At 71.0% G+C, this 23,932-nt stretch carries 20 protein-coding genes and 1 pseudogene; 13 read left to right on the top strand and 8 right to left on the bottom strand.

The genetic code is table 11. The annotated features are described in order from the left end of the window. Positions 1 to 153 precede the first annotated feature (153 nt). From DWB77_RS33300 to DWB77_RS33290, 3 genes are all read left to right on the top strand, one after another. Positions 154 to 1,698, top strand: coding sequence for a carboxylesterase/lipase family protein (locus DWB77_RS33300; RefSeq protein WP_120725952.1), 1,545 nt, complete (start codon positions 154 to 156; stop codon positions 1,696 to 1,698). Positions 1,699 to 1,835: 137 nt separating this feature from the next. Beyond that, a complete protein-coding gene (locus DWB77_RS33295) occupies positions 1,836 to 3,344 on the top strand; it encodes an MFS transporter (RefSeq protein WP_120725951.1) in 1,509 nt (502 codons plus the stop codon). 343 nt (positions 3,345 to 3,687) lie between these two features. Then, the gene (locus DWB77_RS33290) at positions 3,688 to 4,641 is read left to right on the top strand and encodes an NAD-dependent epimerase/dehydratase family protein (RefSeq protein ID WP_120725949.1); all 954 of its coding nucleotides are present in this window, start codon (positions 3,688 to 3,690) and stop codon (positions 4,639 to 4,641) included. Between the two features lie 33 nt (positions 4,642 to 4,674). Here the strand turns inward: DWB77_RS33290 and DWB77_RS33285 are convergent, their stop codons facing one another. Next, positions 4,675 to 5,091, bottom strand: coding sequence for an organic hydroperoxide resistance protein (locus tag DWB77_RS33285; protein WP_120725947.1), 417 nt, complete (start codon positions 5,089 to 5,091; stop codon positions 4,675 to 4,677). A 136-nt stretch (positions 5,092 to 5,227) separates the two neighbouring features. Between DWB77_RS33285 and DWB77_RS33280 the strand changes: the two genes are divergently transcribed. The 4 genes and pseudogenes from DWB77_RS33280 to DWB77_RS33265 all read left to right on the top strand — a co-directional run bounded on the left by DWB77_RS33280 (position 5,228) and on the right by DWB77_RS33265 (position 7,635). Further along, positions 5,228 to 5,716, top strand: coding sequence for a MarR family winged helix-turn-helix transcriptional regulator (locus tag DWB77_RS33280; RefSeq protein ID WP_120725945.1), 489 nt, complete (start codon positions 5,228 to 5,230; stop codon positions 5,714 to 5,716). A gap of 118 nt (positions 5,717 to 5,834) precedes the next feature. Next, positions 5,835 to 6,575, top strand: a complete 741-nt coding sequence (locus DWB77_RS33275; RefSeq protein ID WP_120725943.1) for an SDR family oxidoreductase — start codon at positions 5,835 to 5,837, stop codon at positions 6,573 to 6,575. Positions 6,576 to 6,646: 71 nt separating this feature from the next. Beyond that, positions 6,647 to 7,085, top strand: a pseudogene (locus tag DWB77_RS39055) (hypothetical protein). A gap of 79 nt (positions 7,086 to 7,164) precedes the next feature. Beyond that, positions 7,165 to 7,635 (top strand): hypothetical protein, encoded by a 471-nt coding sequence (locus DWB77_RS33265; protein ID WP_120725941.1) that lies wholly within the window; start codon positions 7,165 to 7,167, stop codon positions 7,633 to 7,635. Positions 7,636 to 7,668: 33 nt separating this feature from the next. Here DWB77_RS33265 and DWB77_RS33260 read toward each other — a convergent pair whose 3' ends face one another. Next, the gene (locus tag DWB77_RS33260) at positions 7,669 to 8,703 is read right to left on the bottom strand and encodes a methyltransferase (protein WP_120725939.1); all 1,035 of its coding nucleotides are present in this window, start codon (positions 8,701 to 8,703) and stop codon (positions 7,669 to 7,671) included. Between the two features lie 236 nt (positions 8,704 to 8,939). On the opposite strand from DWB77_RS33260, the gene DWB77_RS33255 reads away from it, so the two are divergent. Beyond that, positions 8,940 to 9,326 carry a PPOX class F420-dependent oxidoreductase gene (locus tag DWB77_RS33255; RefSeq protein ID WP_120725937.1) on the top strand — a complete coding sequence of 129 codons (387 nt, stop codon included), beginning with the start codon at positions 8,940 to 8,942 and terminating at the stop codon, positions 9,324 to 9,326. Between the two features lie 11 nt (positions 9,327 to 9,337). Here DWB77_RS33255 and DWB77_RS33250 read toward each other — a convergent pair whose 3' ends face one another. Then, a complete protein-coding gene (locus DWB77_RS33250; RefSeq protein ID WP_120725935.1) occupies positions 9,338 to 11,563 on the bottom strand; it encodes an RICIN domain-containing protein in 2,226 nt (741 codons plus the stop codon). Positions 11,564 to 11,801: 238 nt separating this feature from the next. On the opposite strand from DWB77_RS33250, the gene DWB77_RS33245 reads away from it, so the two are divergent. Continuing rightward, entirely contained in the window at positions 11,802 to 12,311 is a 510-nt protein-coding gene (locus DWB77_RS33245; RefSeq protein WP_120725934.1) for a hypothetical protein, read from the top strand. A gap of 56 nt (positions 12,312 to 12,367) precedes the next feature. Here DWB77_RS33245 and DWB77_RS33240 read toward each other — a convergent pair whose 3' ends face one another. Continuing rightward, positions 12,368 to 13,585, bottom strand: coding sequence for a trans-sulfuration enzyme family protein (locus tag DWB77_RS33240; RefSeq protein ID WP_120725932.1), 1,218 nt, complete (start codon positions 13,583 to 13,585; stop codon positions 12,368 to 12,370). A 59-nt stretch (positions 13,586 to 13,644) separates the two neighbouring features. Between DWB77_RS33240 and DWB77_RS33235 the strand changes: the two genes are divergently transcribed. Next, positions 13,645 to 14,118, top strand: coding sequence for an Lrp/AsnC family transcriptional regulator (locus tag DWB77_RS33235; protein WP_120725930.1), 474 nt, complete (start codon positions 13,645 to 13,647; stop codon positions 14,116 to 14,118). 58 nt (positions 14,119 to 14,176) lie between these two features. On the opposite strand, the gene DWB77_RS33230 is transcribed toward DWB77_RS33235, so the two are convergent. The 3 genes from DWB77_RS33230 to DWB77_RS33220 all read right to left on the bottom strand — a co-directional run bounded on the left by DWB77_RS33230 (position 14,177) and on the right by DWB77_RS33220 (position 18,868). After that, complete coding sequence (locus tag DWB77_RS33230) at positions 14,177 to 15,769, bottom strand: GMC family oxidoreductase (RefSeq protein ID WP_120725928.1); 1,593 nt, start codon at positions 15,767 to 15,769, stop codon at positions 14,177 to 14,179. Further along, complete coding sequence (locus DWB77_RS33225; RefSeq protein ID WP_120725927.1) at positions 15,741 to 17,291, bottom strand: APC family permease; 1,551 nt, start codon at positions 17,289 to 17,291, stop codon at positions 15,741 to 15,743. Before DWB77_RS33225 ends, DWB77_RS33230 begins: the two co-directional genes overlap by 29 nt. Positions 17,292 to 17,380: 89 nt before the next feature. Next, the gene (locus DWB77_RS33220; RefSeq protein WP_120725925.1) at positions 17,381 to 18,868 is read right to left on the bottom strand and encodes an aldehyde dehydrogenase family protein; all 1,488 of its coding nucleotides are present in this window, start codon (positions 18,866 to 18,868) and stop codon (positions 17,381 to 17,383) included. Positions 18,869 to 19,166: 298 nt separating this feature from the next. On the opposite strand from DWB77_RS33220, the gene DWB77_RS33215 reads away from it, so the two are divergent. Beyond that, positions 19,167 to 19,772 (top strand): Type-2Aa cytolytic delta-endotoxin, encoded by a 606-nt coding sequence (locus DWB77_RS33215; protein ID WP_120725923.1) that lies wholly within the window; start codon positions 19,167 to 19,169, stop codon positions 19,770 to 19,772. 9 nt (positions 19,773 to 19,781) lie between these two features. Here the strand turns inward: DWB77_RS33215 and DWB77_RS33210 are convergent, their stop codons facing one another. Beyond that, the gene (locus tag DWB77_RS33210; protein ID WP_120725921.1) at positions 19,782 to 21,491 is read right to left on the bottom strand and encodes a glycoside hydrolase family 27 protein; all 1,710 of its coding nucleotides are present in this window, start codon (positions 21,489 to 21,491) and stop codon (positions 19,782 to 19,784) included. Between the two features lie 263 nt (positions 21,492 to 21,754). On the opposite strand from DWB77_RS33210, the gene DWB77_RS33205 reads away from it, so the two are divergent. Together DWB77_RS33205 and DWB77_RS33200 are read left to right on the top strand one after the other, a co-directional pair. Next, positions 21,755 to 22,513 (top strand): N-acetyltransferase, encoded by a 759-nt coding sequence (locus DWB77_RS33205; RefSeq protein ID WP_120725919.1) that lies wholly within the window; start codon positions 21,755 to 21,757, stop codon positions 22,511 to 22,513. Positions 22,514 to 22,727: 214 nt separating this feature from the next. Beyond that, the gene (locus tag DWB77_RS33200) at positions 22,728 to 23,846 is read left to right on the top strand and encodes an alpha/beta hydrolase (protein WP_120725917.1); all 1,119 of its coding nucleotides are present in this window, start codon (positions 22,728 to 22,730) and stop codon (positions 23,844 to 23,846) included. Positions 23,847 to 23,932 lie beyond the last annotated feature (86 nt).

Here is a 23,932-nt window from a genome sequence, read left to right as displayed (position 1 = left end):
GGCGTCATCGACAGACCGCCCGCCGTCACGTCAACTCCCTGCAAATAGGGCCCTGTTGGGGACCTACGTCTCGTGCCGGGGCCCCCACCCCCCGCCTGCCGTCCCGCTCGCGGCTCCGTAACCTGGAGTCCCGCCGCCGAGAAGGGACATCGCATGACCGGACCTGCCCGCGCACCCGAGATCCGTACCACCTCAGGCACCGTCCGAGGACGCATGGAGGACGGTACGGCCGTCTTCCGTGGCATCCCGTTCGCCCAGCCGCCGGTCGGTCCGCTGCACCTGGCGCCACCCGTGCCCGCCCTGCCGTGGGACGGGGTGCGCGAGGCGGTCTCGTTCGGGCCCACTCCCCCGCAGTCCCTCGCCCTGGGGTTCGGCGCCGGGCCCGAGAACACGAGCGGCTCGGACGAGTGGCTCACCGTGAACGTGTGGTCCCCGGACCCGGGCACGACGGCCCGGCTGCCCGTCCTGGTGTGGATATACGGCGGCGCCTACCTCGTCGGGACGGCCGAGGGCCCCACCTACGAGGGCGCCGCGCTGGCCCGCCGGGGCACGGTCGTGGTGACCTTCAGCCACCGGGTGGGCGCCGAGGGGTACGGCCACTTCGAAGGCGCGGTGCCCAACCGGGCGCTCCTCGACCAGGTCGCCGCCCTGGAGTGGGTACGGGACAACATCGCGGCGTTCGGCGGCGACCCGGACCGGGTGACCGTGTTCGGCGAGTCGGCGGGCGCGGGTGCGATCGCCGCGCTGCTCGCGATGCCCCGGGCCGCGGGTCTGTTCCGGCGCGCGGTGGCGCAGAGCGTGCCGGGGTCGGTCTTCAGCCCGGCGCTCGCCTCGGACGTCGGGGCGGGCGTGGCCGCGGAACTCGGCCTGCCGGCCACCCTGGAGGCGCTGGCACCCGTGGCTCCCGCGGCGCTGCGGGACGCGGCGGACGCGGTGCTCGGCAAGATCACGCAGTACGGGGAGCGGTGGGGCCGCATCGCCCACGCGCACCTGCCGTTCTCGCCGGTGGTCGACGGAGAGGTGCTGCCGTCCTCGCCCTGGGAGGCGCTGCGGGCCGGGCACGGCCGTGACGTCGACCTGATCGCGGGGTACAACCGGGACGAGGCGCGGCTGTTCACGGTGATGTCGGGCCGCTACGGAAAGATCACCCAGGAGGAGGCCGACACCGCGCTGTCGCGGTTCGCGCCCGGCGGCGAGGGCGCGGCGGCCTATCGGGCGTCCTTCCCCGAGGCCGACCCGACCACGATGCAGGACCTCGTCCTGTCGGACTGGCTGTTCCGGATGCCGAGCCTGCGTCTCGCCGAGGCGCACACCGCGGGTGGCGGCACCTCGTACGCCTATGAACTCGCTTGGCCGGCGCCCGCGTTCGGCGGGGTCCTCGGTGCCTGTCACGGCCTGGATGTGCCGCTGGTGTTCGGGACGCTGCGCGGCGGGATCGCCACGATGCTGCTCGGCGAGGAGCCCTCGGCCGAGGCGGAGGCCGTGTCGGAGGCGATGGGCGGGGCGTGGACCGCGTTCGCGGCGCACGGCGACCCCGGCTGGGCGGCCTACCGGACCGGCGAACGGCTGATGCGCGTGTTCGCGGCGGAGCCGCACACCCGACCCTGCCCCCAGGAGGCCTCGCGCCGGATCTGGGCCCAACACGACTTCTCCGCCATGGAGTTGGTCCCGGGCGCGGGTCCCGTGCATACGGCCTGAACACGTCCTGCCGCCGGGGCGCGCCGCGTCTGATCAAGTCCGCCGACGGGCGGGCCGTTGCGGAGAGTATGTCCGGTGAACGCCGGGTACTCGCGTCCGGCAGATGTGTTTCGGCTCGCGGCGGCAGGAGGCAGTTCATGAGCGATACGGTGCGGGGCCCGGAGCCAGGGCAGCGAACCATCACCACATCCGTACCGGCCAGGCTGGACCGATTGCCCTGGTCACGCTGGCACTGGATGATCGTGATCGGCCTCGGCACCGTGTGGATCCTGGACGGTCTCGAGGTCACCGTCGTCGGGAACATCGCGAGCCGGCTCTCGGAGCACGGCAGCGGCCTTGCGATCACCGACGCCCAGGTCACCGGCCTCGGCGCGGCACTGTATGTGGGGGGCGCCTGTACGGGGGCGCTGTTCTTCGGCTGGCTGACCGACCGGTTCGGGCGCAAGAAGCTGTTCCTGGTCACCCTCGCGGTCTATCTCGCCGCGACCGCCATGACGGCGCTGTCCTTCAGCGCGTGGTGGTTCTTCCTGTTCCGGTTCTTCACCGGCTTCGGGATCGGCGGAGAGTACGCGGCCATCAACTCGGCCATCGACGAGCTGATCCCGAGCAAGTACCGCGGCCGGGTGGACCTCATCATCAACGGGAGCTACTGGCTCGGCGCGATGGGCGGGGCCCTGCTCTCGGTGCTCGCCCTCAACACGGACATCCTGCCGAAGGACATCGGCTGGCGGCTCACCTTCGCGCTCGGGGTGGTGCTCGGCCTGGTGATCCTGCTGGTGCGCCGGCACGTGCCGGAGAGTCCTCGCTGGATGTTCATCCATGGGCAGGAGGAGGGCGCGGAGCGGTTGCTCGAGGATGTGGAGCACACGGTGGAGGAGGAGACCGGCAAGCGGCTTCCCGAGCCGGGGAGCTCCATCACCATCGAGCAGCGCACGAGCGTGGGATTCCTGGAGATCGCCCGCACGTTGTTCCGCTCGTACCCGAAGCGGGCCGTGCTCGGTTTCGCCCTGTTCATCGGGCAGGCGTTCCTCTACAACGCGATCACGTTCGGGTTCAGCTCGATCCTGGTGAAGTTCTTCGACGTGCCGAGCGGGACCACCGGCTACTTCTTCGCCGTGATCGCCTTCGGCAACTTCCTGGGTCCGCTCCTCCTCGGCAAGCTCTTCGACACCGTGGGCCGGCGCAAGATGATCGCCGGGACGTATGTCCTTTCGGGACTTCTGCTCTTCGTCACCGCGTGGTTCTTCGCCCAGGGCTGGCTCAACGCGACGACCATGACGGCGTGTTGGTGTGTGGTGCTGTTCTTCGCCTCGGCGGGCGCCAGCTCCGCGTATCTGACGGTGAGTGAGATCTTCCCGATGGAGACCCGGGCGATGGCGATCGCCTTCTTCTACGCCATCGGGACGGCCGCGGGCGGCATCTCGGGCCCGCTGGTCTTCTCGGCGCTGACCTCCAGCGGTGTGGTGGGGGATGCCGTGCTCGCCTTCAGTGTGGGCGCGGCCCTGATGACGGCGGCCGGGGTGGTGGCGGCGTTCCTCGCGATCGACGCGGAGGGCAAGTCCCTGGAGGACATCGCCGCCCCGCTCTCCTCGCGTCGTTCGGCGGCGGGCGAGGGCACGACCACGTCGGAAGCGCCGGCGACCTGAGGGGTGGCCGCTCCCGCTCAGGCGGGGCGGCCGACCCTCTCCCCAGCGGGCGGTGTGCGCAAGCCACTGCCCGCTTTTTGCTGCCCGCTCGGCGGCCCCGCGTACCGGCCCACGCGGGTCCGACGGAGGTCCCAGGCAGGTCCCACGCGGGGTCCGCGGGCTCCGCGCGGGGTCCACGAGCAGGCGCGCCCGGCCCTCGCCGACCCTCGCCGCGCCCGCACCACATGCCTTATGACACATCCGCATTGCGGGCCACTATCACGAGCGTTATAGTCTCTAACTAACGGCACTGCACATAACAAAGAGCCGGGCGGAGCGCCGTCCGGATGTGAGGGGAATCGTCATGGCACACACGGACAGCAACCTGCATGTGGTCCTCGGCTCGGGTCCGGCCGGCACCGCGCTCGCCACGGAGCTCGCCCGCCGGGGCCACCCGGTCCGCCTCGTCGACCGCACGGCAACTGGCGCTGCGATAGCGGGAGTTGACCGGATGAAGGGTGACGTCTCGACCCACGAGGGGGCCGCCGCCGCCCTCCGGGGGGCCGGCGTCGTCTACCACTGCGTCAATGTCGCCTACCACCTCCAGCTCGACGTCGTGCCGCGCATCCAGCGGGCGGTGCTGGGCGCCGTCGAGGAGGCGGGCGCGCGCCTGGTCGTACTCGACACGCTTTACCCGTACGGCACCACCCACGGGGATGCCATGACCGAGGACACCCCGTGGCGCGCCACCAGCCTCAAGGGCAGAATGCGCGCCGAGCTCGACGAGAACTACCTCGCCGCACACCGCGAGGGGCGCGTTTCGGTGGTGCTCGGCCGGTCCGCCGACTTCGTCGGCCCCGGGGTCATGAACTCCACGCTCGGCGCGGCCGTCTTCCCCGGGGCGCTGACCGGCGACGAGGTGTTGACCCTGGGCGACATCGACCTGCCGCACAGCTATACGGACATCCGCGCGGTGGCCGCCGGGCTCGCCACGCTCGGCGAGAGCCCGCGCGGCGACGGCCGGGTGTGGCACCTTCCCACCGCGCCGGCCCTGACCACCCGTGAGGTGCTGGGGATGATCGAGGCGCGGGTCGGCCGGCCGCTGAAGGTCGTCACCCTGGACGAGCCGCGCCCCTTCGGCCCGTTCGACCAGGTCTTCATGGACGCGTACGCCGAGATGTTCTACCAGCACACCGAGCCGCAGATCATGCTCTCGGGCGCCTTCGAGGCCGCGTTCGGCGCCACGCCCATCGCCATGGCGGACACCCTCGACGACACCCTCGGGTGGTACCGGAGCCTGCTGGCCCACCGCGCCTGAGCGCGACCCGGTGGTCGCCATCGACCCGCGGTACTACTCGATGACGATCTCGAAGGGGATGTTGCCGCGGGTGGCCTTGGAGTACGGGCAGGCGGCGTGGGTGAGCTCGACGAGCTTCGCGCCGCTGTCGCCCTCCAGGTGCTCGGGCAGCTCGACGCGCATGACGACACCGATGCCGAAGCCGCCGTCGGACGGGTCCTTGCCTATGCCGACCTCCGCGGTCACCGAGACGTCCTTGACATCGAGCTTCAGCTGGCGGGCGACCGACCCCATCGCGCTGGCGAAGCAGGCCGCGTACCCGGCGGCGAAGAGCTGCTCGGGGTTGGTGCCCTGGCCGTTGCCGCCGAGGGCCGGCGGGAAGGCGAGCGGCAGGTCGAGCTGGCCGTCGGAGCTGACGGTGCGGCCTTCGCGGCCGTTGGCGGTCGCCACTGCGGTGTAAAGCGCGTCCATGGGATCGGTTCCTCTCATATCCATCCGTACGGGGTCGGTGCGGCTCCGTACGGGGAAGCCTCGGCTTGCCCGGAGCAACTCTGGCACACAATTAAGTTGTGCACAACTAAATGGCGTGAGTGCTAGCCTGGAACGCATGGTGACCACGCCCTCCGCCCGCCCGCACGACGAGGACTATCTGCGGCTCGACCTCCAGCTCTGCTTCTCGTTGCACGCGGCTTCGCGCGCCTTCAACGGCGTCTACCGCACGCTCCTGAAGGACCTGGGTCTCACCTATCCGCAGTACCTGGTGATGCTGACGCTGTGGGAGCACGGCGAGCTGCCGGTCAAGAGCATCGGCGAGAAGCTGCGGCTCGACTCGGGGACGCTGTCACCCCTGCTCAAGCGCCTGGAGTCGGCGGGCTTCGTCGAGCGCCGGCGCAGCCGGGCCGACGAGCGCTCCGTCACCATCCGCCTCACCGAACAGGGCACGGCCCTGCGGGAGCGCGCGCTGGCGGTGCCGCACCACATCGCGCGAGCCGTCAATCTCCCTCCGGAGGACTTCCACGCCTTGCGCACCCTCCTGGCCACGCTCACGGAGGGCCTCGACACCGCGGCGGCGACACACCCATCGTCGGACCACTAGCCATGTGCGCGGGCCCTATGTGCCCTCACCACGGGGAAGGGTTGCCCCGCCCGACAGGGCTCACCTGCGCATCCTGCACACTTGCGGCGTGAACAGCGCAGAGCTCGGGAGGCAGCACATGGCTCGTCCGGTCACCATCGTCACTGGCGGCAGTCGCGGGATCGGCGCGGCGACCTGCGTCCGGCTCGCGGCCGACGGGCACGACCTGGCCCTCGGCTACGTCAGCAACGAGGGGGCCGCACACGAGGTGGCCGATCAGGTGCGCGCGGCCGGGGCCCGGTGCGTCACCGTGCGGGCCGACACCTCCCAAGAGGCCGACGTGGAGCGGCTGTTCGACACCGCGGCGGCGGAACTGGGGCCCGTCACCGGCCTGGTCAACAACGCCGGTGTCACGGGTCCGCTCGGCCGTCTCGCCGATGCCCGTACGGAGGACCTGCGCCGGGTGGTCGACGTCAACCTCCTCGGCTATCTGCTGTGCTGCCGACGGGCCGCCCGTGACATGGCGGCCGCCGGCGGGGGCGCCATCGTCAACATCTCCTCGGGAGCGGCCACGCTCGGCAGCCCCGGGGAGTATGTCCACTACGCCGCGTCCAAGGCGGCCACCGACGCCCTGACGATCGGGCTCTCCAAGGAACTCGGCCAGGACCGCATCCGCGTCAACGCGGTCGCCCCGGGCCTCATCGACACCGATATGCACGCCACGATGGGCGATCCCGAACGCCCGGCCAGGATGGCCCCGGCCATCCCGCTCGGCCGTGCCGGCGAGGCGTCCGAGGTCGCCGCCGCCGTCGCCTGGCTCCTGTCGCCCGACGCCTCGTACACAAGCGGTGCGATCCTTCGCGTGGCCGGCGGGCGGTGACACGGCGGCCCACGCCGCGCTCGACAGCGTGCGGTGGGGGCCAGCATCCTGAGGATGGAGGGGGTGGTCGGATGAGTGAGGTTGCGGAGCCGTTCGAAGCGGCCACGGGGGACGGGCCCCTGGCGGTCGGCGCGGGCCGGACGGCCGCCGTGCGCACCGCCTTCGAGGGGCTGTTGAACATCCGGCGGGTCATGGACGTCTCGGGCCCCGCGCAGTGGGAGCGGCTCAGGCCGGTGCGGGCGGTCGCGCTCGCCCTGGAGGCCGCGGGTCTCCCGGCGTCCGCCGTCGACGGGCAGGGCGAGCGATGTGCCACCGGTTACCGCGTCAGCGCCGTCGAGGGGGCCCGCGCCGTCCGCGTGGAGTGGCTCGGGCCGCCGGGCAGTGGCGCCGAGTACGCGGCCAACGAGGAGCTGCGGCGGTGTGCCGCGGCTCCGGCCGCTGGGATGGGTGGCGCTGGAGTACCGCGGACCGCGCCGTCACCACTATCTGGAGGTCGAACCGGCGCAGTGAGCCACCCCGGTTCGCGGGGCGCCCCCGCTCCCGCTAGAGTGCGATGCTTGTTCGAATGTCGAGGGGCGACGGGGGAAGCGTGAGCGCGCAACTACGGGAGACCGCAGGCGAGTTGGCGGATTTGTTGTGGCGGGAGCACACGCTCTACCGCGAGCGCTCGGGCACGGTGGTCATCCGGGGCTCGCACGTCGAACGCTGGATCAGCCTCTCCCCCACCGGCGGCCAGGACCAGGTCCTGATCCGCGCGGGCCGCATCCTGGACGGGGGCACCACCGCCCCGGCCCGCTCGGAGACGGTGGCCGACCTCACCGGCGGCCGGCACGAACTCGCCGCCGTCTGCCGCAGGTTGCTCGCGGAGACCGCCGTGGGCGCCGCGTCCGGCGGCGCCCCCAGACCGTCGAGACCCGGCAGGGAGAAGAGGGGCACGACGAGACGGCCGAGGAAGCCCGCGCGCGGCGGCCGGCACACCGGCCCGGCGTCCTGGCTGATCATCCTCGGCCTGCTCACCGTGGTCGCCCTCTGCGCCCGCGCCGTGGTGGCGGCGCTGTAGGAATCGGCGAACGGGGCGGTGGGGCCGCCCCGTTCACACGGCCTCCGCCTCGATGATCGAGGGCAGCGACGGCGTCCGAAGGATGCGGTGGAGCCGGAACCCGGACCGGGTGAGCAGCCCCTCGAACTCCGCGGCCGTACGCTCCCTGCCGCGCACCATCATCAGCATGATCATGTCCAGCTCGACGGCGGGGTGCGGGTCGCCGTTGTCGGGCAGGACCGCGTCCACGACGAGCAGCCGCTTGCCCGGGACCGCCGCCGCCCGGATCGCGGCGAGAATGCGCAGGCAGTCCACGTCGTCCCAGTCGTGCAGGATGTTCTTGAGCAGATAGAGATCGCCGCCGGACGGTACCTCCGTGAAGAAGTCACCGCCCGCCACGCTCCAGCGTCCGCGCAGGTCCCCGGTGTCGAGTACATGGTCGCGGACGGTCTCGGGGCGGTCGAACAGCACGCCCGTCAGGGCGGGTTGGCGGCCGAGGACCGCCCGCAGGAGCCCTCCCCGCCCGCCGCCCACGTCGATCACCGTGCCCCGGGCGGGAAAGGCGTAGCTCCCCGCGATGAGGTCGACGACCCGGCCCGACTGCGCGGCCATCGCGGCGTCGAAGAGCTCCCGCGCCTCGGGCGAGGCCGCGAGGTGTCCGAAGAAGGGGAGCCCGTGGGTCTCCTCGAAGGGCGTCGCCCCGGTCCTCACCGTGTCCGGGATGCCGTCGGCGGAGCGGCGGAGCATGTCGCCGGTGAGGAACAGGGCCGCCGCGTGCTGCGATCCGGCGACGTCCGTACGCAGCGGCCGGCCCGCCTCGGTCAGGCCGAAGGCGCCCTTCTCGTCCTGGGTGAACAGCCCGTGCATGGTGAGCAGGCGCAGCACCCGGCGCAGCGCGTCCGCGTGCAGCCCGCAGTCCTCGGCGAGTTGCTCGGCGGTGCGGGCCCCTCCCGCCAGCCGGTCCGCGACGCGGTGCACCGCCACCGCCCGGACCGAGGCCGAATAGATGTGTCCGTACACCAGCTGGTTGAGCAGCGGGCGGCTGAGGGGGTCGGTGGGGGCCGTCGTGGAATCCGAGCTGGTCGCCAACGGTTGCTCCTGTCGTCACGCGAGGATGCCCGCGTCACCGTGAAGGTCTGCCGTCCCATCGTGGCAGCGCGCGCCGCGCGGGGGTATGGATGCGCGTCGGGGGCGGGGGACGTCAAGTCGGCTTCCGGTCAAGCCGGTCCCGGCCGTGGAACGGCCGGCCCCGATCGGCCCGTCGGCGGCGCCCGCCTGCTACAAAGGGCCTTCGATCTCTCTCCGCGGACCCTGAGGATGGCGCCATGCGTGGCGATGTGCTGGACCGGCTCGGCGCCGGCAAGTATCTGCTCGTCACGACCTACAAGAAGGACGGCACGGGCGTCCCCACCCCGGTGTGGGTGGTGCGGGACGAGGACGCCCTGGTGATCTGGACGGTGGCGGACTCCTGGAAGGTCAAACGCATCCGCAACCGGCCCGAGGTGCTGGTCGGCCCCTGCGACGTGCGCGGCAACCCCACCGGCGAGCAGCACCGGGCGACCGCGGTGATCTGCGACGCTGCCGCCGCCGAGGCCTGCCGGGCGCTGCTGCGCCGCAAGTACGGGGTGCTCGGACGGCTCACCCTGCTCGGCAGCCGGCTGCGGCGCGGCACGACCGGCACGGTGGCCGTCCGGATCACCCTGGACGACTGACCGGCGGCGGGCTAGGGACCCGAGACCAGGTCGGCCACGTTGGTCGCGGAGTTGGAGGGGCCACCGCGGTCGTTGATGACGTGGTTGATGGTGCCGGTGCCGCCGAGGGAGACCGTCACCATGTCGTGGAAGCGGACTCCGGAGGACGCGGGCGCCTCGAAGGCCCGCTCGGCCACCACCGAGGGGTTGGCGTTGAAGAAGCAGTAACTGCCGAGCCCCCACGCCTCGTGACTGGTCACCCCGCTCGCCACCTTGTAGGCGTCATAGCCGCGGGTCGAGCCGTTCATCCAGGAGCTCTGGCCCGGCGGGTCGTACGGCATCTCGTTCTGGAAGAAGTAGGTGCGGCCTCCGTTGCCGTTCCATATGACCTGATGCTGCTGGTAGTGCTCGACGAACAACCCGTACATCGTGACGGCGGTGCCGTTCACGATCAGGCCGTTGGCGGCGGTGTTGCTGGTCCAGCCGACGCCGCTGCCGTGGTCGGCGCGCCACAGCCACATGTGGTCGCCGATGACGTCGGAGCTGTTGACGACGAGGCTCTGGGTGGCCTTGCCCACCCCCGCGCCGCCGATGCGGAAGAACACGTCGTGCAGCGAGGTCGGGTCGGTGGTGTGCCGGGCGCCCGCTCCGCTCGGTCCGACCCGCATCAGGGTCGGGGAGTTGGTGGTGCCCGCGTCGATGAGGAGTCCGGCCACGTTCACACCGTCGACGTCGGCGACGTCCAGCGCGGTGATGCCGTTGTCCGGGACCAGCGTGGCGAGGCCGAGCCCGAGGACCACGGTGTCCGCCCGGGTCACGTTCAGGGTCTGGTCGAGGTGGTAGACGCCGGGCGTGAACAGCAGGTTCTTGCCCTGGGCGAGCGCCTGGTTGATGTCCGTGGCCGAGGCGCCCGGCTTCACGATGAAGAAGGTGTCGATGCCCAGGGAGCTGCCGGGCTGGTTTCCGCCCGCCCAGGTGGTGCCCTGGGTATTGGTCCGCACGGCCGGCACGAACACCTTGTAGGCGCCCGCGCCGTCCACGTACAGGAAGGGCTTCTCGCGGGTCACCGGTGACTGGGCGACCGTCGTGTAGGGCGGGTTGGGGAAGGTGTTGGCCGGCGCGTTGACGTCGCCCACGAACACCATGTTCCAGTTGGAGCCGCTCCAGCTGCCCCACTGGGTGTTGCGCGACAGCCACTGCTGCTGGGAACCGGAGCGTACTTGTCCGTCGATCTTCGAGTCGGCGATGAACCCGCCGCTCGACCAGCCCCCGTCGTCGAGCTGGAGGTCACCGCGTATGTGCATGCGGCGGTAGGGAGCGGCCTGGGAGACGGCCCAACGGTCGCTGCCGCCGGTGGGGTTGACGGACAGGTTCTCGGCCGAGCGCCAGAAGTTCTGCGTGGCGTTGCCCTGGAACCAGTCGGCCTCGGCGTGCACGGCGCCGTTGATGGTGACGTCGTCCGGTGAGAGGCCGAGGCCGGCGACCTGGGTGTAGAAACCCACGTTGGCGTCGGCGCTGTAGGTGCCGGGCTTGAAGAGCAGGGCGTAGCGCTCCGTGCCGAACTGGTTCTTCTCCTGTCGGGCGAAGACCTGGTTGAGCCTGCCCTGGATGGTGGAGGCCGACATCGACGGGTCGAAGACGGTCACATTGGGCCCGAAGTCCGGTGTGCCCGACGGCGGTTGGGGGTTGTCGACACCGCCGAGGCTGAAGGACTGGGCACGGGTTCCGTTGCAGGCGTACTGCTGAAGCCGGGCGCCGTCGGCCGTCGAGGCGCCCGGCACGTCCAGGCACTTGCCGCTGTTGCGGTTCACGAAGTGGTAGGCGCCGCCGGCCTCCTGGACGGGCAGCCACTGCTGGTTGGCTCCGCCGCCGTACGTCCACAGCTGGACCGGGGCGGCATCGGCCGTGGAGACGTCGGTGACGTCCCACGTCTTGCTCGCGTCGTTGCGGTTGGCGACGCGGACGTATCCGTCGCCGAGCGGCTGGAACTGCCACTGCTGTGCGGTGCTCGCGTTGCAGGCGTACTGCTGGACGGCCGTGCCGTCGGCGGTGCCGGCGGCGGCCGCGTCCACGCATTTGCCGCTGTTCCCGGCGGCCACGGCGACCCATCCCGTGGGCAGCTCGGCGGCGTGCGCGGCCGGGGCGAGGGCGGCCGCGGAGACGAGGGAGGCGAGCAGGGCGCCCAGGGCGAGCAACGGGGTGGGCCGGGCGGCACGATGCTCGGGCCTGAGCCGGGCGGAAGGTCCAGATGTTCGCATACGTCTCTCCTGTTCCGCGGGGTGAACGCGGCAAGTGGGGGGTGTACGGGAGGAGTTACGAGGGGTGGGAGGGGCGCCATCAATGACGCAAGGGGTTCACGCCTTTCTTCAAGGTGTGAAGTTAGGAGGGCCCGGCGAGCCCGTCAAGGGTTCAGGTACGGAAGAAGTTCGGGTACGCGCCCGCGGCGGCTGGTAGCTTGACGCGTCCGGAAAGCGCGTCGCAAGGGGACGATCAGCAGTGCACAGCTTCTCGCGTACCACCGCCCTCGCCTCCGTGGGGCTCGCCGTCTCCCTTGTCCTCGCGGGGTGCAGCAGCGGCGGTTCCGACCGGGCGTCGGACAAGCCGTCGGGAACGGCGTCGACGCCGGCGTCGGGCACGGCGTCGACGGGCAGCGGGTCAACGGCCGGAACGCCGGCCGCGCCCGGCGCCTCAACTCCCGCTCACGGCAAGGGGGGCGGCGCCGCGTCGGGGTCCACGGGCGGCGGGATCGACGGGGAGTGGGTCGCCGTCACCCAGGGCAAGCCGGTGGCCCTCGTCATCAAGGGAAGGACCGCGTCCGTGCTCGGCGAGCACCTGTGCAGCGGAACGGCGAACAGCGCCGCCGGTACGGCGACGCTGCGACTGACCTGCCCCGACAAGAACACCACCCGCACCAAGGGCACGGCCAAACTCAACGGGGCCAAGCTGGAGGTCAGTTGGGACGGCTTCGGCAAGGACGAGTTCAGCCGGAACACGACGACCGGCTGACACCGTCCCCGCCTTCGCCCGGGCCGCCCGGGCTCACGCGTCGGTGAGCTGCGGGCTCACGCGTCGGTGAGCTGCGCCTCCAGGTCCGCGTCCAGGGCCTGAACCCGTGGGCGCGGCACGGGAGTCGCGAGCGACTCCCCCAGCGCCTGGTCCAGGTCGCGCCACAGGTCCTCGGCGTCCTCCAGGCCGACCGACATCCGCAGCAGCCGGTCGCTGACCCCGCTGGAGGTGCGGTCGTCCTCGGGCACGATGCGGTGGCTGATCGAGGCGGGGTGCTGGATGAGGGTGTCGACGCTGCCGAGGCTGACGGCGGGGGTGATCAGCCGGACCCGGGCGATCACCTCGTGCGGATCGGCGAGCGTCTCGAACGCCACCATGGCGCCGCCCACCTTCGGGTAGTGGACGCGCAGCACCCGGGGGTCCTCGGCCAGCCGCGCCGCGAGGCCGGCGGCGGTCGTCGACGCGGCGCGCACCCGGACGGGCAGGGTGGCGAGTCCGCGCAGCAGCAGATAGCCGGCCAGCGGGTGCAGGACGCCACCGGTGGCGAAGCGGATCTGGCGCAGTCTGCGGGCGAACGCCTCGTCGCAGGCGACGACTCCGCCGAGGACGTCCCCGTGTCCGCCCAGGTACTTGGTCGCGCTGTGCAGCACCAGACGGGCGCCGCTCTCCACCGGGCGTTGCAGCACGGGTGTGGCGAAGGTGTTGTCGACAAGCAGCGGAACCGTTCCGCAGGCCTCGGCGAGCGCCGCGAGATCCACCTCCGCGAGGGTGGGGTTGGCGGGGCTCTCCACCATGACGAGAGCGGTGTCGGGACGCAGCGCGTCCGCGACGCCCTCGGGATCGGCCCAGGTGACCTCGGTGCCCAGGAGCCCGGCGGTCAGAAGGTGGTCGCTGCACCCGTACAGGGGGCGCACCGCGACCACATGGCGGCGGCCCGTGGCGTGCTGGGCGAGGAGCACGGCGGAGAGCGCGGCCATGCCGCTGGCGAAGGCGACGGCGGACTCGGTGCCCTCCAGCTGGGCCAGAGCCGTTTCGAAGCGGGCGACGGTGGGGTTGCCGAGCCGGCCGTAGACCGGCGGCCCCTCGGGGGCCTCGCCGGTGGCGGCGAAGGCGTCGATCCGGGCGGCTTCGCCCCTGCTGTCGTACGAGGGGTAGGTGGTGGACAGGTCGATCGGCGGGGCGTGCAGACCGAGGCCGGCGAGGTCTTCGCGGCCCGCGTGCACGGCGAGGGTGTCCACGGCTCTGGCGTCCACGGTGGTGGTGTCGGCGTCCATGCGTCCACTGTGAACACTCGACGGGCACCGGGCGCCGTACTCCGTGTTACGTTCGGGCCATGGCCGAATCCGTCGTACTGGACCCGGTGGATCTGCACATTTTGCGGCTCCTGCAAAACGATGCCCGCGCGACCTACCGCGATCTGGCCGCCGAGGTCGGTGTGGCTCCCTCGACCTGTCTGGACCGGGTCGCACGTCTGCGGCGCGCCGGGGTCATCCTGGGCTATCAGCTGCGCGTCGATCCCGCGAAGCTGGGCCGGGGGCTCCAGGCGCTGCTCTCGGTGCAGGTGCGCCCGCACCGGCGGGATCTGATCGGCCCGTTCGTGGAGCGGGTCAGGGCGCTGCCGGAGTCCCGGTCGCTCTTCCATCTGACCGGGCCCGACGACTATCTGGTGCATGTGACCGTCGCGGACACGGCGGACCTTCAGCGGCTGGTCCTGGACGAGTTCACCTCGCGGCCGGAGGTGGCCCGGGTGGAGACCCGGCTGATCTTCCAGCAGTGGGACTGCGGTCCGCTGCTGCCCCCGGCCTAGCCGCCGAACCGGGCCGGCCCCGGGCCCTGTTGGGGCGCCGGGAGCCGGTCGGCGGGGGTCAGCGCGCGTCGGCCTTGAGGAGGTCGGCGCACTTCTCGCCGATCGCCATGGTGGTGATGCACGGGTTGACCGTGACGAGTTCCGGCATGACCGAACCGTCACAGACCCGCAGTCCGTCGATGCCCTTGACCCGCAGCCGCGCGTCGACGGGCGCCATGGCGTCGTCGTCGGCGCCCATCTTCACCGTGGACGCGGGGTGGTAGACGGTGTTGTGGGTCTTGCGGATGTAGTCGAGCAGCTCGTCGTCGGTGCGTACGTCCGGGCCCGGGGCGAGTTCGGCGCCCGCCCAGCCGCTGAGCGCCGGCTGCGCCGCGATCTCGCGGGCCAGCTTCAGGCCGTACGTCATGACCCGCTCGTCGTGCTCGTGGGTGAAGTAGCGCGGGTCGACCATCGGCTTGTCGCGGTAGTCGCGGGTGCGCAGCCGTACCGTTCCGCGCGACTTGGCCTGCGTCACGTTGGGGGTGAGGCAGAACGCGTTCTCGGTGGTGGGGTAGCCGTACCGCGCGGTGTTCATGTCGAACGGCACCTGGCCGTAGTGGAACATCAAGTCGGGGCGTTCCAGGCCGGGTCGGGTGTCGGCGAAGATGCCGATCTCCCACCACTGGGTGGAGGCCGTCGTCATGGGCTGCTTGGCCTCCCACATGATGACGCCCTCGGGGTGGTCCTGGAGGTTCTCGCCGACGCCGGGGGCGTCCACCAGGACGTCCACGCCCACCTCGCGCAGATGGGCGGCGGGTCCGATGCCCGACAGCATGAGCAGCTTGGGGGTGTCGATCGAGCCGCAGGACACGATGACTTCGCGCCGGGCGGTCACCGTGCGGGTGTGGATGAGGTCCGGGTCGAGGTACTCGGCGCCGGTGCAGCGGCGGTTGCCGTCGATGAGGAGCTTCTTGGCGCGCACCCCGGTGCGGACGACGAGGTTGGGCCGCTTGTCCATCACGGGGTGGAGGTAGGCCACCGAGGACGACTGGCGGATGTTGTTCTCGTCGGAGTTGATCTGGAACCAGTTGGCACCCCGCACCACGGTCTTGCCGGTGTTGAACTGCGTGGTGGGGATGCCCTGTTGGGCACAGGCTTCGAGCAGGGCGGCGCCGCACGGGTCGGCCGACTTGACGTTGCGGATCTTCACCGGGCCGCTGCGGCCGTGGTGGTCGCCGGGGGCGTCGTTGGTCTCCAGGCGCTGGTAGAGCGGGAAGATGTCGGCCGCGCCCCAGCCGGTACAGCCCGCCGCCTCCCAGGCGTCGAGGTCTTCGGCGGGCGCCCAGAACGCGATGCAGGAGTTGTGCGAGGAGCAGCCGCCCAGCACCTTGGCGCGGGCGTGGCGCATGAAGCTGTTGCCGTGGGACTGCGGCTCCACGGGGTAGTCCCAGTCGTAGCCGGACTCCAACAGGCCCATCCAGCGGTCGAGTTGGAGGATGTTGTCGTCGCCGACGTCGGAGGGGCCGGCCTCCAGGACGCACACCGTCACCGAGGGGTCCTCGCTGAGCCGGGCCGCGACCACGTTGCCCGCCGTGCCGCCGCCGACCACGACGTAGTCGAACTCCTCGGTGCGGGCGGGGGTTTCAGTGGGCTGTGTGGACTGTGTCGGCATGGGTCTGCGACTCACTTTCGTTCTCCGATGCGGCGTGGCTCGACAGGACGCCGGTCTTGTGGCGCTGGACGAACCAGTAGTAGGCGAAGCCGCCGAGCAGGACGGCTCCGACGAACAGGAAGGCGCCCCAGCGCAGGTACCAGTGGTAGGGGGCGGTGGCGTTGTAGACCTCGGCGCGCGGCCAGGCGAGGTTGACGGTCATCGCGCCGCCCCACAGCACGCCGAGGATGTTCACCGGCAGGCCCCAGCGCCCGAGCGAGAACTTGCCGTCGCCGGCCGGGGTCCACGTGCCGCGCAGCCGCGCGACCAGCATGGGACCGGTGACCAGCAGATAGGCCACGTAGATCATGATGATGCCGATGCTGGTGACCACCGAGAAGATCTGCGGCTGGCGGATGTTCACCAGCAGGATCGCGAGGGCCAGGACGCCGATGACGACGGCGGGCAGCACCGGGGTCTGGAAGCGCGGGCTGACCTTGGCCATCAGGGAGGCGGCCGGCAGGTTGTTGTCCCGGGACATCGCGAACGCGAGGCGGATGGCCGCGGTGTGCACGGCGAGCGCGCAGACGGTGACCGCGATCAGGACGCACCAGAGCATCAACTTGCCGCCGGTGTCGCCCAGTACGTCGAGGACGACGTACTGGAGGCCGTCGCTGGTGATGCCCTTGCCGTCGAGGCTGCTGACGCTCATCAGGGCGAGGATCAGGATCAGTCCACCGAGCACGAACGAGGCGAGGAGCGCCCGCAGGATGGCGCGCGGCGCGTTGCGGGACGGGTCGACGGACTCCTCGCCGAGGGAGGCGGCCGTGTCGAAGCCGTACATCACATAGGCGGAGGCGAGCGCGGCGGTGAGGAAGGCGCCCATGTAGCCGAAGCCGCCGCTGCCGCCGTGGCCGTGGGTGTCGAGGACGACGGAGGGGCCCCGCACGACGTGGACGGCGAAGAGGACGATCAGGACGACGGTGGCGACGAGTTCGAGGAAGACGCCGGCGGTGTTGATGCGTGCCATCAGCTTGACGCCGAAGGCGTTGACCAGGGTGGTGAAGAGGATGAGCACCGCGGCGAGGATCACGGCGTTGGTGGCGACGTCGTAGGTGCCGGTGCCGTCGCCGACGATCTGGAAGACCTTGGAGATCTGCGGCAGGGTCGCCTGGTAGGCGAGGGCCACCGCGGCGATCGACACGATCGAGGCGATCAGCATCATCCAGCCGGCCAGCCAGCCGACATGCGGGCCGCCGAGCTTCTTGGCCCAGTTGTAGACCGAGCCCGCCACCGGGTACTTGGCCGCGAGTTCGGCGAAGCACAGGGCGACCATCAGCTGGCCGACGAAGACCAGCGGCCAGGACCACCAGTAGGCGGGGCCGCCGAAGCCGAAGCCGAAGTAGAACAGCTGGAAGGTGCCGGTGAGGATCGAGATGTAGCTGATGCCGGCGGCGAAGGTGTGGAAGTTGCCGAGGGTGCGCTTGAGTTCAGGTCTGTAACCGAACTCCCGGAGATCGTCGTCATCCTTCGTCATGCTCATGACCAGACTCCAAGTAGGCAGGGATGCAGGAGGGGCACGGTGCGGTGACCGGCCGTCCCGGGAGGGCGGCCGGTCGTGAAATCAGCCGGTCAGCTCTCGAACCACCGCTGGGGTCCGGGGGCGGTGTTGCGCCAGATGTGCTTGGTCTCCTGGTACTCGGCCAGGCCCGCGGGTCCGAGCTCGCGCCCCGTCCCGGACTGCTTGTAACCACCCCACTCGGCCTGCGGGACATACGGATGGAAGTCGTTGATCCATACGGTGCCGAGCCGCAGCCCGGCCGCGACGCGCCGGGCCCTGGCCTCGTCGGTGGTCCACACCGCGCCGGCCAGTCCGTAGACGGTGTCGTTGGCCAGGCGCACGGCCTGGTCCTCGTCGGTGAAGCGCTCGACGGTCAGGACCGGCCCGAAGGACTCGTCCCGCACGACGCTCATATCGGCCCGGCACTCGTCCAGGATGGTCGGCGGGTAGTAGTAACCGCCTTGCAGATCAGGCGAGTTGGGGCGCTCGCCACCGCAGCGCAGCACGGCGCCCTCGGCGATTCCTGCGGCGACGTACGCCTCGACCTTGTCGCGGTGGGCGGCGGAGATCAGCGGTCCGGTCTCGGCGCGGTCGTCGAAGGGGCCGCCGAGTCGGATCAGCCGGGCGCGGCGCACGAGTTCGTCCACGAACCGGTCGTGCAGCGCGTCCTCCACCAGGAGCCGGGTGCCGGCCGAGCAGACCTGCCCGGAGTGCAGGAACACGGCGGTGAGCGCGTTGTCCACGGCGGCGTCGAAGCCCGCCTCGGTCACGGCGACGTCGGCGAAGACGACGTTGGGGTTCTTGCCGCCGAGTTCGAGGGCGACCTTCTTCACGGTGGGCGCCGCGGCCGCCATGATGCGGCGGCCGGTCACCAGGCCGCCGGTGAAGGAGACGAGGTCGACGTCGGGGTGCTCGGCGAGCGGCGCGCCCGCCTCGGCGCCCGCGCCGAGCACCAGGTTGGCGACGCCCGCCGGGAGTCCCGCCTCGTCCAGGAGCTTCATGAGGTGAACGGCGGTGTGCGGGGTGAGTTCGCTGGGCTTGAGGACGAAGGTGTTGCCCGCACCGATCGCCGGGGCGACCTTCCAGGCGGTCTGGAGCAGCGGGTAGTTCCATGGCGTGATCAGCCCGCAGACACCGACCGGCTCGTGGACGACGCGGCTGTCGACGACGGGGTTTCCGGTGTCCACGACACGCCCCGCGCCCTGTGCGGCGACGAGGGTGGCGAAGTAGCGGAAGCAGTTGGCGATGTCGTCCATGTCGTAGCGGGACTCCACCAGGCGCTTGCCGGTGTCCAGGGATTCGGCGCGCGCGAGGAGTTCCTTGTCGCGGACGAGCAGTTCGGCGACGCGCAGCAGAAGCGCACCGCGCTCGGCCGGGGCCGTCCTCGGCCACGGTCCGTGGTCGAAGGCGGCTCGGGCCGCGGCGATGGCGGCGGCGGTGTCCTTGGGGCCCGCTTCGTCGACGGTGGCGACCGGGGTGCCGTCGGCGGGACACCGGATCTCACGGGTCCGCCCGTCGACGGCGGCTTTCCACTGGCCGTCGATGAAGAGTTCGGGCATGTTTCGGATCCTCCGATGCGGTGCTGGGAAAGGGCCATCGACGCCCCTTCCCCGGTATGCGGGGAACATGCCGAAAAAGTCACGCGAGGTGACGGGTGTCACTTTCCGTGGTTTACGCAGGTCAAAGAGGTGCGACTGGTAACCGTCGGTCACGGTTGATCAACTGGTGACTCGTGCGGGGCTCTTCACGTACGGAATGTGAGACCGCTCCGCCCGTTCGGGACCACTTGTGCATACTGACGCGTCTCTGATCGATCACCTCCACGATTGATCACTTCCAATCCCCGCGGGAGCAGCCATGGTTGACCGGGCCATCAGCACAAGGGCCGCCTTCAGGACGGTCGTCGAAGTCGGCCCGGACGCGCTGGACCGGGTGCGGGCCACCGAGGCGGCCCTTCAGGAGGCGATCGCGCCCGCCGTGGGCGACTTCGACTTCGCGGCCGTGCGGTCGGCGGCCCGGGCCCTGCCGAACAGCACCGTCGTCAAGATCATCCCCGGCTTCGGCCTCCAGGAGACCGCGCCCCTCCAGGTCATGGTCCTCACCCTGAAGCAGGCCGTGCGCCAGGCCCTGGTCGAACCCTTCGCCAACCCCGCCTTCTGGGAGAAGGCGGATGCCGCGCTGGCCGGGGTGTTCATCGGCCTCGACGCACAGGAGGGGGCGCCGCACCTCTCCTTCCAGGACGGCACGGACGGCACGGACTGCACCCGCTACTTCGCGCACCTCCTCTTCGCCCTCCAGGACGAGGAGACGGGCCCCCGGCTGTGTGTCGTCGCCTTCCGGGTCGAGGTGACCGTGGCCCTCGACCGGGCGAGGCTCCTGTCGCTGGGCGCCGAGGACACCGCGGGGGTCACGATCCGCCTCGACGCGATCAGCGTGCGCCAGGAGCTCGCCCCGGCCCTCTGAGGCCGTCCCTCACACGGGCAGCGCCCAGGTCTGGTTGGCCTGGTGATCGCCGCAGTTCCAGGTGTCGATCCTGGTGCCGCTCGCCGTGCCACCGCCGTACACGTCGAGACACAGACCGGATCCGGCGTTGACCAGCATGCCGTCCCGGTCGCTGGTCCAGCGCTGGCCGTCCGCGCCCGTGCAGGACGACAGGACGGCGGGGCTCCCGGCACGGGAACCGCTCGCCGTCAGACACTTGCCGAGCGCCCGTACGGTGGAGTCGTCGGCCAGGCTCCAGCGCTGGTTGGCACGGGCGGTGCAGGGCCGGAGGGCCACCGGGGTGCCGTCGGCGGTATCGCCGTTGGACACGTCCGCGCAGTTGGCGCCGTTGCCGGTCAACTGCCCGGTGGGCACGGCGGGAGCGCAGTCGGCGTCCGGGGTGAGCCGCCAGATCGCGGTGCCATGGGCCGCGATGGTCGCGGTGAGCGCCGTGGACGTGGTCGAACGCGCCCCGGTCCACAGGTTCTTGGCGCTCACCGTGCAGCCCGGAAGGCCGATCGAGGCGAGGCTCGTGGTCACGCTCCGGGCCGAGGAGGACCGGTTCAGCACCGCGACGGCACGGTCGTCGCCCGCGAGCGGACGGGCCAGGACATCGGTGGTGCCGTTGGTGGCGACCACCCCGGCCTGGCGCCCCAGACGGTCCTGGTCGACCGCGAGCAGCCCGTCGTTGGACAGGGCCGCGAGCCCGGCCGGGGTGAGGGCGGCCACGTCGGAGGAGAGGATCATCGGGGCGGCCATCATCGACCAGAGCGCCACCTGGCTGCGCGACTCCTCCGCGGTCAGACCGGGGTCGCCGGCCAGCAGGAAGTCCGGGTCGTTCCAGTTGCCGGGCCCGGCGTAACGGCCGATCCAACGGTTGTAGCCGTAGTTGTGCAGCACGCTCGCCCAGCGGCTCGCATCGGGCTTGCGCGGGTCGTACACCACGATGTCCGTGCCCTCGCGCCAGAGCTGGCCGTCCTGGCCCACCCACGAGAGCACCGAGAACCAGTCCCGGGTGCCCCACTCCTGGTCCGGCTGGAAGTAGGCGGGCGCCGACTCGGAGAAGACGATGTCCCGCCCGGAGTCCCGCAGCGCCGCGGCCTGGGTGTCGTACGCCTGGCGGTAGGCGGCTTCCTTGGTCTGGCCCGGGGCGACGTACATGTTGCAGCCGTCGAGTTTGAGGTAGTCGACGCCCCAGGACACGAACGTGTCGGTGTCCTGGGCGAAGTGGTCGGGGCCGCCGCCCTGGGGCCGGCCGCTGCCGGGATATCCCTCGCAGGTGGCCGAGCCCGCGTCCTCGTAGATGCCGAACTTCAGCCCGCGCGCGTGCAGATAGGACCCGAGCCACGCCATGCCGTGCGGGAAGCGCACCGGGTCCGCCACGAGAGCGCCCGCGCCGTCACGGCTCTTGGCCATCCAGCAGTCGTCGACGGTGACCGTGTCGTAGCCCTTGGCGGCGAGGCCCGAGGAGACCAGCGCGTCGGCGTTGCGCACCACGGTCCGTTCGTTGATGTCGCACATGTAGTGCGCCCAGTTGTTCCAGCCCATGGGTGGCGTGACGGCGAGCGGCCGGCTGTGGGCAACGGCCTCGGTCGTCGCCCGGGCTCCGGCGGCGAGAGCTCCGGTCGCGGTCAGCGGGACGGCCAGGAAGGCGGCCAGCAGAGCGACGAGTCTCCGGCGCCGGGTAGGAAGTGACGGCACGACAGATTCCTTTCCTGGCCCGGCCGTTCGCGGCCCGGGCGGGATGCGTAGGAGGCAGGGAAGGTGCCGATTCCCGCCGGCGTGAGCCTGCCGGGGGGCACCCGCCAGTGCAGTACTGACGCTCGTTCTTGTCAATGGCTCCCATCGGACGAGCAGAAACAAGCATCCGCCCCCGCCCGCGCCGGGCCCGGGATTGCCACGGCGTGTCCGCGCGGGGCGGAAAACGTTGGCGGGGTCCTGCGCCTTCTGGCAGGGTCCCGCTCGTGACTCACAGCGACGACATAGAGATCAGCACCCTCGCCGAGCGGCCCGAACTGGCCACCCGCGTCTACGACATCGACGACACCTGGCCGGAGTTCATCGCCCGGGACCTGGTCGGCTACGCCCTGCTCGCCCGGGTCCCCGAGGATTTTCCGCAGTACTGCGTGATCGCCACCGAAGGGGGCCGGGTGGTCGCCCGGGGCTTCAGCGTCCCGTTCAACGCGGCGCTCGAAGGACGTGAGGAGATGCCGGAGCGTGGCTGGGACCAGGTCCTGGCGTGGGCGTTCGACGACCACCGGCGCGGCCGACCCGTGACCACGGCGAGCGCCCTGGAGATCACCATCGACATCGCTCACCTGGGGCGCGGCCTCTCCTACCGGATGCTGGCCGCCATGCGCGAGGCGGTCGGCCGCCAGGGGCTCGCCGCTCTGGTCGCGCCGGTACGGCCGACGGCCAAACACCTGCGGCCCCGGCTGCCCATGGCCGAGTACCTGCGCGAGGTCAGGGACGACGGGCTGCCCGCCGATCCCTGGTTGCGGGTCCACGTCAAGGCGGGCGGCACGATCGAGAAGGCGGCCCCCGCCTCCATGACGGTGAGCGGGACCCCGGCCGAGTGGCGCCGCTGGACCGGCCTCCCCTTCGACCGGGACGGCGAGATCGAGGTCCCCGCGGCCCTGGTCCCGGTGGAGTGCGACACCCGCCATGACCGGGTGAGCTATGTGGAACCCAATGTCTGGGTACGTCATGGACTGCGCCCCTGAGGGAAGGGCGCCGCTCGTAGGGCGGGCGGTTCGCGGGGCGGGCGGAGGATGGAGGGGTGGACGGCGGGGCCCGCACGGTCCTTGCCGAAGCGGATCGGTCACTTTCAGAAGATTTGTAAGACAAATCCGGAACCTTTTGCCCCTTCGCGCCCATCAGCCCTGGTGGAACGAACAGGCATGCCCTTGGGCCACAGAACCACCCGGAGCGATCGCAATGACCCACCCCAGCCACGGGGCCTACCAGTCTCGGGGCCACCGCCGGGCCAGGCGCGCCAAGCGCTGGATACTCGGCGTGGTCGCCGTCACCGTGCTCGGCCTGATCGCGTGGCCCGTCCTGAACTACTTCGACGTCTTCTCCGACAAGGGCGACGCGATCAGCTTCGGGCAGGACGGCGGCGGGGGCGACAAGCCCGGCGGCGACAAGGGCAGGGCGGCCAACTCCAAGGTGCTCATGCCGACCGGTCCCGAGGCCAAGTTCACCGTGGCCGGCACGGTTCCCGAGAACGGCACCAAGATCGCCGTGACGACCCTGGAAGGCAAGAAGTCCGGCTTCACGGGCAAGGTCTGGGTCTGGGTCCCGCCGGAGTACAAGGACCCCAAGTACGCCAAGAGCGGCTTCCCCGTGATGGTCGCGCTGCCCGGCGGCGCCGGATACCCCTCCAACTACTGGATGGGCACGGACCTCAAGCTGGAGGCGAGCATCTCCCAGTGGTCCAAGGAGGGCAAGAGCCTCCCCTTCATCCTGGCGATGCCGATCCTCAACCCCCATCCGGACACGGGCGGCCTGTACTGGGACGCCAGTGACATTCCCGGCCAGCCCAAGATGGGCACCTGGCTCACCGAGGACGTTCCCGACCTCATCAAGGCCAACTTCCGTACGGTCAAGTCCCGTGACGGCTGGGCGTTCATGGGCTCCTCGACCGGAGGGTTCGCCGGCCTCAAGAGCGTGTTGCAGAAGCCCGGCCAGTTCAAGGCCGTCATCGCCTCCGGCCCCGACATCGTTCCCGACTCCCGGCTGTGGGCGGGGCACGACAAGGAAAAGGCGGAGAACAACCCAAACCTCCTCGCCCAGAAGCTGATCGCCGCGAAGAGCCCCGACGTCTATTTGGCCTTCCAGGTCGGCACCGTGGGTTCCGACGCGCAGGCCAAGCCGAAGATCGAGGAGTTCATCGCCAAGTACAGCAAGGGCCCGGTCAAGACGAAGCTCAGCGTCATCCAGGGCGGCGGCCACAACGCCAAGACCTATGTGCCGAACATGGCCAACGGCGGACTCATCCAGTGGATCAGCGAGCACATGCAGGGGCCCGAACCCGCCTCCGAGCCCGCCTCCTGAACCGCCCCGCGTACGCCGCGTCCTTCGGATGCAGGAATGCCGTCGAACACCGAGCGGGGCCCCCGGTGATCCGCGCCGCCGGGAAC

This window comes from Streptomyces hundungensis, from assembly GCF_003627815.1.
Lineage (GTDB): Bacteria > Actinomycetota > Actinomycetes > Streptomycetales > Streptomycetaceae > Streptomyces > Streptomyces hundungensis_A.
The sequence above is the reverse complement of the archived record's forward strand: the minus strand, read 5'-3'. Positions and strand labels throughout refer to the sequence as shown.